The sequence below is a fragment of the Pelagerythrobacter rhizovicinus genome (assembly GCF_004135625.1).
GTDB classification, from domain to species: Bacteria; Pseudomonadota; Alphaproteobacteria; order Sphingomonadales; family Sphingomonadaceae; genus Pelagerythrobacter; species Pelagerythrobacter rhizovicinus.
This window is the reverse complement of the sequence record NZ_SDPV01000002.1, coordinates 232,350-245,266: the sequence shown is the minus strand read 5'-3', so window position 1 is coordinate 245,266 and position 12,917 is coordinate 232,350. Positions and strand designations below refer to the sequence as shown.

The window sequence follows — 12,917 nt, the reverse complement described above, 5'->3', positions numbered from 1 at the left end:
TCAACAAGCTCATTCGCCAGTCGAGGTTTCCGCCTCCCGCACTTCGATGGGCAAACCAGTCGTTTCGAGCTGCGGCCGGACCACGTCGGCATCGCCGACCACCACGAAAACGAGGTCGTTCTCTTCGAGCGATTCGATCGCCTCGGCATCGATCTCGGATGCGGTGAGAGCCGAGTATCGCTCGCTCAGCGTCTCGTAGTAGTCGTCCGGCCGGCCGTAGGTGACGATATTGACGATGCCGCCAAGCACGTCGCCCGAGGTTTCGAACTGACCTGGCAGCTCGCGCACGTTGCCGTTGATGAGGCGGGTCAGCTCCTGCTCCGTCACCCCCTCGCCCTCGTCCGTGTAGGCCATGAGGTCCTTGCGCAGCTCGACGATCGAGTCGCCGGTACGGTCCGCCTGGACCGGCGCGTAGATCATGAAGCTGGAGCGGTCGAGCGGCTGCTGGACCATGCTGCGCACGCCGTAGGACCAGCCCTTGGTCTCGCGCAGGTTCATGTTGATGCGGCTGAGAAAGCTGCCGCCGAAGACCTCGTTGGCGGCGCCGAGCACGAGAAGATCGTCGGTTCCCTTGTGCTCGAGCACGCGTCCGGCGAGGATCACCGACTGCGGCGAATTCGGCCGGTCGATCAGGATGATGCGCGATTCCTGCGCGGGGACGGCGACTTCGAAGTTCTTTTCCGGCGCTGGCGTGGCGGGGGCCTGCCAGTTGCCGAAAGCCTCCTCCAGCAGGCGGGTGGTCTCCGCCAGCGTCGTGTCGCCGACCACGAAGATGCGGGCGAGATCGGGGCGCAGCCATGTGTCGTGGAAGGTGCGCAGCTCCTGCGCGGTCAGCGATGCGACGACATCGGGGTTGCCGGTGCCCGACGGCGGAATGCCGTAGGGATGGGCATCGCCGAACAGGACCGGAGCCAGCGCGCGCTGCGCAATGGCGCCGGGGCTGTTGAGCTCGTTCTGAATGCGCGTGAGCTGCTGCGCGCGAACACGTTCAAGCTCCTCGGGATCGAACGCCGGGTTGCGGATGTAGTCCGCCATCAGCTCGAGCGAGGGCGCCAGATTCGGCGCCATGGCATCGAGACCGACCGCGGTCGTGTCCATGTCGGCATACGTGTAGAGGTTCGCGCCGAGCCGTTCCTTGGCGATCGCCAGCGCGTTCGAATCGAGGCTGGTCGTGCCTTCGTCCATCATGCTCAGCATCAGCGACTGGACGCCGAGCTTGTCCTTCGGATCGGCGGCATAGCCGGCGTCGAAGTTCACCCGCACGCTGACCGTCGGCACGGCGTCGCGCCGCGCGAAGTAGACTTCCATCCCGTTCGAGAGCGTCGCGCGCTGGATATCCGGGAAGTCGAGCGGCTTCAGCTCGCCCACTTCGGGCAGGGTCGACCGGTCGACTTCGGCCGCGGCAGTGCCAGCCTGCATCGAAAGCGGGCTGGAGTAGAATGCAGGGCCGGCAAGGCCGCTGTCGCCGACGCCGGTGAAGTACCCGCCGCGGTTCTCGCCACCTTCCTTGCGCTCGCCGGGCTCGACCGTGAGCTTGAAGACCGGGCGCGAGAGCCACTTGGCGGTCACGTCGCGGACGCGCTCGGGTGTCATCGCGGCGGCGGTTTCGAGCACTTCCTTGTACTCGGCCGGATTGCCCGAATAGAGCAGGCCTTCGGCCAAAGTCGGCGCCTTGCCGGAGAAGCCGCCGACCTGCTCCAGACCGCGGATCTGCCCGGCGGCATAGGTGGTGACGGCGCGCTGCAGCTCGTCCGCAGTCGGACCTTCGGCGATGAACTCGGCGATTTCCGCATCGAGCGCGGCGGCGAGCTGTTCCTGGCTCACGCCCGGCTTGGCGTCGGCATAGACCACGAACTGGCCCGCCTGCGCGAAGATCTGCGCGCTGGCGACCACGCGCACCGCAAGCTGCTGCTCGCGCACGAGCGCGTTGTCGAGGCGCGAACTGGCGAGGCCGCCGAGAACTGTCGCACCCATGGCCAGCGGCAGGTATTCGGGGTTGTCGAGCCCCGGCACTGCCCACATGCGATAGAGGCGTGGGCTGGCGATGCGGTCGTAAATCGTCTTCGACAGCGGTTCCGGCAAGGTCGGCACCGGTGCGGAGACCGGGTGGATCTCCGGACCCGCGGGGATTGCGCCGAACCACTTGGTCACCTTCTCGCGCGCGGTCGCGGTGTCGATGTCGCCTGCGAGGACGAGCACCGCGTTGTTGGGACCGTAGTGGTCGCGGAACCACTTGCGCACGTCCTCGAGCGTTGCGCCCGACAGGTCGTCCATCGAGCCGATCGTCGAGTGGTGGTAGGGGTGGCCGGAGGGGTAGAGGTTCTCGAGCTGCTCGTACTCGACGAGGCCGTAGGGCTGGTTGTCGCCCTGGCGCTTCTCGTTCTGGACCACGCCGATCTGGTTATCGAGCTTCTCCTGCGTCACGGCGCCGAGCAGGTGGCCCATGCGGTCGCTCTCCAGCATCAGTGCCAGGTCGAGCGCGCCGGTCGGCACGGTCTCGAAATAGTTGGTGCGGTCGAACCAGGTCGTGCCGTTGAAGTCGGTCGCGCCGACTTGCTGAAGCGGCTCGAAGAAGTCGCCCGGCGCGTTCTCGCTGCCGTTGAACATCAGGTGCTCGAACAAGTGGGCGAAGCCGGTCTTGCCCTTGGGCTCGTGCTTCGAGCCGACCTCGTACCAGACCGACACGCCGACAACCGGCGCCTTGCGATCCTCGTGCACCAGCACGGTAAGGCCGTTGTCGAGCTGGAACTGTTCGTACGGGATCGAAACGCTTTCGATCAGCTCGGACACGGGCGCAGGCTCGCCCGTTGCGGCGGCTGCGGCCTGGGCGGCGGGATCTGCGACCTGCTGAGCCTGAGCCCCGGCCGACATGGCAAGCGAAAGCGCGGCAAGGCTGACCGCGGCGAGTTTCAAACGCATGATTTTCCCCCGGAATGGATTCGTTCCTGTGGTCCACACTAGGCGGCGAGAAGCGATTCGACACGACTTTTCGGCGAACGGCATAAGGGGGCGTACCGGCGCGCAGGGGAGGCACGCGATTCGCTCGGGATAAGTGATCGTCGCCCCTTCCGGTGGGAGGGGTCGGATCGCTAGGCGCATGGGCTGTGAAACCGCAGATCACCATCGGCCATGACGCGGGCGGCGCGCCCGTCACCTTCGACATCGAGGAGTTGCTCGCGACGCGCCTGCTCGTCCAGGGCAATTCGGGCAGCGGCAAGTCGCATCTGCTGCGCCGTCTGCTGGAGGAAAGTGCGCAGATGGTGCAGCAGGTCGTGATCGACCCGGAGGGCGATTTCGTCACACTGGCCGAGCCGTTCGGCCATGTCGTCATCGACGGCGCGGCGTACTCGCCGGCGGAGATCGAGACGCTCGCCCGGCGCATCCGCGCGCACCGCGCCTCGGTCGTGCTTGCGCTCGAGGGGCTGGAGGTCGAGCAGCAGATCCGCTGCGCGGCGCAGTTCATCACCGCGCTGTTCGATGCCCCGCGCGAGCACTGGTATCCGGCGCTGGTGGTGGTCGACGAGGCGCAGATGTTCGCGCCTGCCGTCGCCGGCGAGATTGCCGAAGACACGCGGCGCATGACGCTCTCGGCCATGACCAACCTCATGTGCCGCGGGCGCAAGCGCGGGCTGGCGGGGATCGTCGCGACCCAGCGGCTGGCGAAGCTGGCGAAGAACGTGGCCGCGGAAGCCTCCAACTTCCTGATGGGGCGCACTTTCCTGGATATCGACATGGTGCGCGCGGCGGACCTTCTCGGGATGGAGCGCCGGCAGGCCGAGCGTATCCGTGAGTTGGAGCGCGGGCATTTCCTCGCCCTCGGCCCGGCGATCACGCGGCGGCCGGTGGCGGTGAAGATCGGGCCGGTGAAGTCGGGCAGCGTCGCGCGCAAGGACGGGCTGATGCCGCTGCCGAGCGCCGCGCCCGAGGAGATGGAGGCGCTGCTGCTGGACGAACTGGCGGGCGAGGCCGCCAAAGCGGCTCCGCCGCCGCCTCCGCCGCCTGCACCGAAGCCGGAACAGCTCGAAGCGAGCATTGCGCGGCAGGAGGCGGAGCGGGCGCCTGCCGCCGAGCTGTCTCGCGGCGCCGGGGATGCGCGGGAGCAGGTTGAGGCGATCATCGCCGAAATGGCGCGCGGCGAAGGCAGCACGTTCCAGTCCGCTTCGGCGCTCTACCAGGGGTTCCTCGTGCGCTGCCGCCAGCAGCGGCTCGCCGGGCCGCTGCCCGACATGATCGCGTTCCGCCGCCGGTTCGCGATCGCCGGCTCGGGGCTGGAGCGGCTTGACGAGCCGGTGCGCGCGCGCATCCTGCAACTCGGCGAGGCCGTGCCCGACGACGTGCTGGCCCCCTATCTCGCGGTCGCCGCCGCGGCGGCGGAAGGCCTGTCCGCGCCCGACGACGAGGAACTGGCGCGGGTCTACGGGTCGAACTCGCCGGGCCGGATTCGCCGTCTGCTCGAGCACATGGAACGGCTCGGGCTGATCGTCGTGCGGCAGGATTTCGGTGGCGGACGGACGCTGATCGTGCCGGGAATCGAGGCGGGATCCGCGAGCGAGGCCTAGCGGGGCGGAACCGAAGTTCGCTACCCGAAGGTCCGCTACCTTCAGGCTCGTCCACCAAGGTCGTCATGCTGAACTCGGTTCAGCATCCATCGCGCCCTCGGCACTGGTCGTGCGAGAGGAGGGGGCGGAGCCCATGAAAACAAGTTCAGGGTGACGGTTCCTCGATCGAAACGACCCGCAGTTTCAGGGAGTTGGAGCGGCGCGCCATCGATGTGGAGCTGTGCCGTGAGCTTGAGAAGCCTGTCCCGAGCGGGCGGCTTTGCTAATGACATTGAGCCTGGTTGAATAATCTTCTTGACATTGATAACCAAATTGGTTATATGCTCGCATTCCTCTCCTCCAAGCCGGGAGAGGTCTTATATCCTCCCCTGACGCACCTCGTGAAATTTCGCGCAGGCGTGTTCTTGTGTTGCAAATCCGCAACACCATATCGAGCCGGTAGCCAGTATGAGGGATCACCGATGAATCTCGAAAAGTTCACCGATCGCGCAAAAGGTTTCCTGCAGAGCGCGCAGACCGTCGCCATTCGTATGAGCCATCAGCGGATCACGCCGCTGCATCTGCTCAAGGCGCTGCTCGAGGACAGCGAAGGCATGGCCGCCGGTCTGATACAGCGCGCCGGTGGCGATGTAGGTCGCGCGGTCGATCGCGTCGATGCCGAGCTTGCGAAGATTCCCGCGGTTTCGGGCGGCGGCGCGCAGCAGACGCCCGGGCTCGACAACGAAGCCGTGCGCGTGCTCGACCAGGCCGAGCAGATCGCGAGCAAGGCGGGCGACAGCTTCGTCACCGTGGAGCGGCTGCTGGTGGCGCTGGCGCTCGCCTCGACCACGGCCGCCGGGCAGGCGCTCAAGGATGCGGGCATCGACCCCCAGAAGCTCAACACCGCGATCAACGAGCTGCGCAAGGGCCGCACCGCCGACAGCGCCAGTGCCGAGCAGGCCTACGACGCGATGAAGCGCTATGCCCGCGATCTCACCCAGGCGGCGCGCGACGGCAAGCTCGACCCCGTCATCGGCCGCGACGAGGAGATCCGCCGGACCGTGCAAATCCTCGCCCGCCGGACCAAGAACAACCCCGCGCTGATCGGCGAGCCGGGCACCGGCAAGACCGCCATCGCCGAGGGCCTCGCGCTGCGCATCGCCAACGGCGACGTGCCCGACAGCCTCAAGGGCCGCACGCTGATGGCGCTCGACATGGGTGCGCTGATCGCCGGCGCGAAGTATCGCGGCGAATTCGAGGAGCGGCTGAAGGCCGTGCTCGACGAGGTGAAGGGCGCCGAAGGGCAGATCATCCTGTTCATCGACGAGATGCACACGCTGATCGGCGCGGGCGCTTCGGAAGGCTCGATGGACGCCTCCAACCTGCTCAAGCCCGCGCTCAGCCGCGGCGAGCTCCACTGCATCGGCGCGACCACGCTCGACGAGTACCAGAAGTACGTCGAGAAGGACCCGGCGCTGCAGCGGCGCTTCCAGCCCGTCTATATCGACGAGCCGACGGTGGAGGACACGATCTCGATCCTGCGCGGGATCAAGGACAAGTACGAGTTGCACCACGGCGTGCGCATCACCGACGGCGCGATCGTCGCCGCGGCGCAGCTTTCCAACCGCTACATCCAGAACCGCTTCCTGCCCGACAAGGCGATCGACCTGATGGACGAGGCCGCCAGCCGCATCCGCATGGAAGTGGAGAGCAAGCCCGAGGAGATCGAGGCGCTCGACCGGCGGATCATCCAGCTCAAGATCGAGGAGCAGGCGCTCGGGAAGGAGAGCGATCAGGCCTCGAAGGATCGGCTGGATGCGCTGCGCGAGGAGCTCGCCAATCTCGAACAGCAGTCGAGCGAGCTGACCACGCGCTGGCAGAACGAGCGCGACAAGATCCACGCCGAGAGCCGGCTCAAGGAAGAGCTCGACCAGGCGCGGATCGAGCTCGAACAGGCGCAGCGTGCCGGCGATCTCGCAAAGGCTGGCGAGCTCTCCTACGGGCGCATTCCCGAGCTCGAGAAGCAGCTCGCCGAAGCCCAGGGACAGGCCGAGAATGCCCTGCTGCGCGAGGAGGTAACCGAAGAGGACATCGCCTCGATCGTGAGCCGCTGGACCGGCGTGCCGATCGACAAGATGATGGAAGGCGAGCGCGAGAAGCTGCTCCAGATGGAATCGATCCTCGGCAAGCGGGTGATCGGCCAGGAGCAGGCGGTGCAGGCGGTTTCAAAGGCCGTGCGCCGCGCGCGTGCGGGCCTGCAGGATCCGAACCGGCCGCTGGGCAGCTTCCTGTTTCTCGGACCCACGGGCGTCGGCAAGACCGAGCTGACCAAAGCGCTCGCCGGATTCCTGTTCGACGACGACAACGCGATGGTCCGCATCGACATGAGCGAGTTCATGGAGAAGCACGCGGTCGCCCGGCTGATCGGCGCGCCTCCGGGCTATGTCGGCTACGAGGAAGGCGGCGTCCTGACCGAGGCGGTTCGCCGCCGGCCCTATCAGGTCGTGCTGTTCGACGAGGTCGAGAAGGCGCACAACGACGTGTTCAACGTCCTGCTCCAGGTCCTCGACGACGGGCGCCTGACCGACGGGCAGGGCAGGGTGGTCGACTTCTCGAACACGCTGATCATCCTCACCAGCAACCTCGGCAGCCAGTTCCTCACCCAGATCGAGGACGGGCAGGGCGTCGAGAGCGTCGAGCCGCAGGTGATGGACGTCGTGCGTGGGCATTTCCGCCCCGAGTTCCTCAACCGGCTGGACGAGATCATCCTGTTCCACCGCCTCGCGCCAGAGCACATGGCACCGATCGTCGATATCCAGGTCGCGCGCGTGCAGAAGCTGCTGAAAGACCGCAAGATCGAACTAGATCTGACCGACGCCGCCCGCCGCTGGCTCGGGCGCGTGGGCTACGATCCCGTCTACGGCGCCCGGCCGTTGAAGCGGGCGGTGCAGCGGTACTTGCAGGATCCCCTGGCCGAGAAGCTGCTGGCCGGCGAAGTGCCGGACGGGGCCACGGTGAAGGTGGACGAGGGGGATGGGGAGTTGGAGATGGTGGTGGGGTAGGATCCGCAAACACGGCAAAGCAGCACAAAAAAGGGCCCCGGGAAACCGGGGCCCTTCTTCATTGCACCCGTCAGTAGGCCAAAGCCTACAGGACGCACATCTTACAGTTCGAGCCTGAAGCCCGCGTAGTAGTAGCGGCCGAACGTGTCGTACGGATCGCCTCCAGCGGTACCCAGCTGCCCGAAAGGCGGCTTCGTGTCGAACAGGTTGTCGACGCCAACGTAGAAATTAAAGTCGCTTCCCGGCAGCTCGTAGTTCAGACGCAGGTTGTGATAGGTCTTGGCGCCGAACTTGTGCTCTTCGTACTGGTCGGGATTGAGCGGGTCGAGCGTCGTAAGCTCACCCGGAGTACAAGTGCCGCCGGACGAACCCGTGGAACCGGATGACGGGCAGATGCCCCTGTGACGGTTCGAATTCTCGTACGCGCTCTTGTACATCGAATCGAGGAACCGTGCCGACCAAGTGATATCGAACTCGCCAAAGTCGTAGTTGATGTTCGCCGACGCGGCCCAGTCCGGATCGCCGAGTTCGCTTTTCACCCGGTTGGGGTTGATCGGGCTTGTCGGGTCTTCGAAGAAGTCCAGCGTGAGCAGGTGGGTCGCGATTGCCCGGAAGCTCAGCCGGTGGCCGTTGTCGAACGTCCGCCGATAAGCGAGATCGAAGTCGATGCCCTCGGTCTTGCGCGAAGCGAAGTTGATGCCGCCGGCAATGACCGCCTCATTTTCATCAAATAGGCCCGTGCTGGGGTCGCGATTGACCGTAGCGCAGAATGGATTGCTGATTCCGGAAGGCGAATCATAGCAGTTGTTAATGATCGTCTGCGCCCCGAGAACCGCGATCTGATCTTCGATTTCAATATTGTAGTAGTCGACTGTGAAGTTCAGGCCAGGAATGAACCGCGGCTCCACCACGATACCGGCCGTGAACGATTTGCCCTTCTCCTCGGTGAGGTTCGGATTGCCGCCCTGCACAAACGAGGTCGACGAGGTACGTGCAGTGCAGTTGAGGAAGGGATCGCCCAAAGCCAACGGGAATGATGTCCCGGCGCAGGCAGCTACAAGCGCTGCATTGGCCGTCGTGGGAACCCCGGCATCTGCGCAGTTCGCTGCACGGTTCGGATTGTTACCGATGTTCTGCGAGTCGCACGGATCGGTAAGCTGCGCGAAGTTTTGCGAAGCAGGCGAGTAGAGGTCGCTCTGGGTCGGTGCGCGCACCGAAGTTGCGTATGCCGCACGGAAACGAATGTCCGGGATCGGCGCATAGATGCCCTGAACATTGTATGCCCAAACCGTGCCCGTCGCGGTGTTATAGTCCGAAACACGCGCCGCGCCGCTGATCGTCAGTTCTTCGGCGAAGGGCATGTTAGCGAGGATGGGCACGCTGACTTCGCCGAACGCCTCCTTGACTGTCAGCTTGGGCGGATCGAACGGCTGAATGGCGTTGAGGAATGTGCCTCCACTGGCCGTCAGATCATCGAACGCGCTGTAGGCCTTCTCCTCGCGATACTCACCGCCAAGAGCGAAGGCGATCGGGCCACCCGGAAGTTCAAACAGTTGCGACATGTCGCCACTGACAGAAGCGAGCGCGACAAACTGTTCTGCCCATTCCTTGCGGAAGGCGGTGGTGTTGACGTAATCCAGCGCAGCCTGGCTCGGCGCGCCAAAGCCGAACACGTTGAGCGGCACGCAGTTCGGATCATTGTTGCTAGGATCGGCGTCGGTGTTGACGCGACAGACGATGTTCCCAGAACCGTCCTCAACGGCGTCGACCGCAAGGTTGAAGCCGGTCGGGTTGCCGTCGATGTCGAACAGCAGCAGGTTATTGAGCGAGCGCATCTCGGTTTCGAGGCGACCGTAGTTCAAGGAGACTTCGTAATTCCAGTCATCGTTGAAGGTACCTTCAACGCCACCGACGATACGATAGGTATCACGATCGTGGAGTTCGCCGCGCCCCCCGAAGTCTACATTGAACCGCGAGAGTGGGAACGTGTCGGTTGCCGGATCGGTGCACAGCCCGAAGCTTTGCAGCGTCCCGAGTGCCTGGGCATTGAGAAAGGCGTTGTCACAACGCATGTCAGGCCCGCCAACATAGCCCGGACCGCCTACGAAGAAGCTCGGTTGACCTTCCTGTATCGCATCGATGTGGACATACTTGGCTTCAACAAAGGGACGAAAAGCGTCGCTGACGTCGAAATGCGCAAGTAGATTAAACGTATAACGCTCCAGACCTGCTGCGAGCTGGCCGGTGTTGCGCAAGGTCGAGCCATTGCCACCAATGACGTTGCCCGTGAACGGACCTATGAACTCGCCATCGTCGATGACCAGGTTGCCGTTGGGAGCAAAGATCAGCGCATCGCCGTCGCCGAGACCGCCGATCGTGCCGCCGTCGGAAATCGCGCGGTTACGCACGCCGCACAGAGGTTCGTTGTCGTAGCCGTTGTAGAATGGGCCGTCTTCCACGTTGTTGAACTGGCAGCGACCGCTGTAGGCTCCGGTCAGATCGTCGCGCTCGGTGAAATATAGCGGATCGGTCTTGGCCCATTCAGCGGCGATCGCGACATTGCCCCGCCCATCGGCGAAGTTCTTGCCGTAGACTCCCGAAATGAAGCGCGTGGCACGGTCGCCTTCTTCTGAAATACCGGCCTGTCCGTTGATCGAAATACCCTCGAAGTCGCGCTTCAGGACGAAGTTGACGACGCCGGCGACGGCATCCGAGCCGTAAACTGCGGAGTTGCCGCCAGTCACCACGTCGACACGCTCAAGCAGATCGACCGGAATGGTGTTGATGTCGACCAGGTAATCACCAGGCGATGCAGTAATATGGCGCTTGCCGTTGACGAGAACCAGCGTGCGGCTGGTGCCGAGGCCACGGAGGTCAAGCAGGTTGAGGCCGGCCGTACCGATGAAACGCGTCGAGTTACCCTGGCTGAAAGTGGACCGAAGCGACGGCAGGTCGTTGAGCGCATCACCGAGCGAGATGTCACCGGTGTTTGTGAGTTCCTCGGGAGTAACCGACGTCACCGGAACCGGCGAACTCAGCGTCGGGCGCGAAATGCGAGTACCCGTGACGATAATCGCGGCGCTCTCGGCTCCTTCCTCTTCGGAATCGCAGATGCCGTTTCCGTCGGCGTCTATGCACTCAGCGTCGCCGGCCGCCGGTGCTTGTTCCTGGGCGTAGGTCGGACTCGTGAAGAGTGCCAGCGACAGCGCCACGGCACCCGTGCTCGCGAAGAGGCGCGACTTTCCAGCTGTCAGTCGAGAATAGTTCATGGTTTCCAGTCCCCCTAGAAAGGCCGGCAAGCCGCCGACCGAAAACGGTCAATCCGACAATGATCCGCTCATTCTGCGGAATTCTGTCACGCCTCTGGATGCGACACGGCTTGGTTAGTCGCAAATGAAATCAGGTGCTCCCGTATCCCTTGGGAGCAATCTGTCGCGAAAATGCAACACATCCTGGTGATGTGGTCGCCCCCCTCAGTGCCGGCTTATTCGCCGATCACTAGGCCGGAAGCGCAATATCGAAGGCGACCGTCATGCGCTCGCCGGAGGAGAACGGTCGCGTGCCATGCCACATGATCGAGGGAAACAAGACCAGTCGTCCGGGCCGAGGCTCGGCGAACGCGATCGGGTCAAGGGTGGCGCCAACCTCTTCAGGGGGTTGACCGAGGACGAGCCAGCCTGCCTGCGGATCACCCGACCAGGGAAGCGGCACGGTAATGTAGAGTGCCGCGCTCATCCATCCAAGCGGATGAACATGATTGGCATGATATCCGCGTCCGTGAAAGCGGACGGACCATGACCCCGCGATTTGCGCCTGAGTCGGTTTACGCGTCAGCGTGGGATGCCCTTCGACATGCGGCAGCGCAACAATATGGCTTTCGACCTGCGTCAGAATCGCCTTCCGAAGTGCGACAATTTCTGGCTCCGCCCGCGCGAGAAGCGGGCCATCGGTTTGCGTGCCGTCTCGCACCGATTGTCCGAGACATGCGGAGCTGGTTCGATGCAAGCGCCGTAGGCTATTCGCGAGCGTCTCCGTCTGTTCGGAGCCCAGCAGGTCGCAGAGGTGGACGAGATGCGGCTGATCGTAGAGCCATTGGGCGCGGGGGTCGTCCACCATCCGCCATGCCGCACCGAGCCAGGGCCAGACATGATTCGATCCGGCGACATCGATCAGGGGCTCGCCTATCGCCGCAGCCGCGTCAGGTCGGCCGGCGCGAACCGCATGACGCATGGCGTGACTTGCGAGTTCGGGCGAACGGGTCGGCAATAGCCGATCGAACAGGGCATCTGCCGCGGTTAGCTCGCCGAGTTCCGAAGCGGCGATCGCCTGATAGGTGACAAGCCATTCGCTTGTTCCGAGCACCTGCTTGCAGGAGGTAGCGAAGTGCGCCAGTCGCTCGAATTCCTGACTCTTGTAAAGAATCTCGAGTTTGACAGCTCGCAGATTTGCATTGAACGGATGTTCCTCGATCGCCTCGTCCAGCATCGTGAAGGGATTGGCAAAGATACCCTTTGCGATACGAAGTTCGACGAGTTGGCGTTGCCCCTCGGCCCATTGTGGACTGCGATGCAGGAGGGCTTCCAGACCCGACAATGCGTCGTCGATCTGCCCCTGCGCAACTTGCGCCGCGGCCTTTCCCAGTAGAATCGATCCGTCACCGGGGGAGATAGCGAGCGCTTCGTCGTAGCGCTCCGTCGCGGGCCAGCCTGCTTCGAGCGTAGCGCGAGCCAATGCATGCGCAGTGACTGCGCTCGATGGATCCAGCGTTCGAGCCTTGATGAACGCCGCGACGGCTTGCTCTGACTCGAGTTCCGCGCGCCAGAGTGTTCCGAGCGTGTGCCAAAGCCGCGAATTACCGGGAGATCTTTCGATCCGCCGTTCCAAACGGCCGGTCCAGTCACGTGCGCAGCCCGCGTTCCGGCCTGCAATGGCTTCCGTTATGAGCTGTTCGTCGTCGGCCTCCAAACCACTATCCCTCGAGCCGGGACGCAGCGATACTAGCCGGTCGGATCACCCGCCGGATCGATCGTCCCGCTATCCTGCATCTCGGTCGCCTGGTTGCGACCTTGGCGGCCCTGCTCTTCCCACTGGGCGACGGTCATGCAGATGCGTTTCCTCTTGATACGAGACCCGGTGACTTTGATCCGGCGGCACTCTACCTGCTCGCCATCGGCTGTCTGGCCGTTCGGTTCGACCCCTGGACCCGAAGCGGCCTGCACGAAAGCCACCGCTGGAATGGAGGCGGCGTAAGCCTCCTGAGCGCTCATCCCAATACTGCAAGCCAGTGGAACGGCGAGATAAGCCAGAGTACGCATGA

At 64.2% G+C, this 12,917-nt stretch carries 6 protein-coding genes; 2 read left to right on the top strand and 4 right to left on the bottom strand.

All coding sequences use genetic code 11. The features are described 5' to 3' along the window. Positions 1–9 precede the first annotated feature (9 nt). Positions 10–2,919 (bottom strand): M16 family metallopeptidase, encoded by a 2,910-nt coding sequence (locus ETX26_RS09195; RefSeq protein WP_129524413.1) that lies wholly within the window; start codon positions 2,917–2,919, stop codon positions 10–12. A 185-nt stretch (positions 2,920–3,104) separates the two neighbouring features. Between ETX26_RS09195 and ETX26_RS09190 the strand changes: the two genes are divergently transcribed. Together ETX26_RS09190 and clpB are read left to right on the top strand one after the other, a co-directional pair. Next, the gene (locus ETX26_RS09190; protein WP_129524412.1) at positions 3,105–4,559 is read left to right on the top strand and encodes an ATP-binding protein; all 1,455 of its coding nucleotides are present in this window, start codon (positions 3,105–3,107) and stop codon (positions 4,557–4,559) included. A gap of 461 nt (positions 4,560–5,020) precedes the next feature. Beyond that, a complete protein-coding gene (gene clpB / locus ETX26_RS09185) occupies positions 5,021–7,600 on the top strand; it encodes an ATP-dependent chaperone ClpB (protein WP_129524411.1) in 2,580 nt (859 codons plus the stop codon). Between the two features lie 101 nt (positions 7,601–7,701). On the opposite strand, the gene ETX26_RS09180 is transcribed toward clpB, so the two are convergent. From ETX26_RS09180 to ETX26_RS09170, 3 genes are all read right to left on the bottom strand, one after another. Next, the gene (locus tag ETX26_RS09180) at positions 7,702–10,869 is read right to left on the bottom strand and encodes a TonB-dependent receptor domain-containing protein (RefSeq protein WP_129524410.1); all 3,168 of its coding nucleotides are present in this window, start codon (positions 10,867–10,869) and stop codon (positions 7,702–7,704) included. Between the two features lie 229 nt (positions 10,870–11,098). Continuing rightward, on the bottom strand, positions 11,099–12,565 hold the full coding sequence (locus tag ETX26_RS09175; protein WP_129524409.1) for a 2OG-Fe(II) oxygenase family protein: 1,467 nt from the start codon (positions 12,563–12,565) through the stop codon (positions 11,099–11,101). Positions 12,566–12,597: 32 nt separating this feature from the next. Then, the gene (locus ETX26_RS09170; protein WP_165271742.1) at positions 12,598–12,915 is read right to left on the bottom strand and encodes a hypothetical protein; all 318 of its coding nucleotides are present in this window, start codon (positions 12,913–12,915) and stop codon (positions 12,598–12,600) included. Between the last annotated feature and the right edge of the window lie 2 nt (positions 12,916–12,917).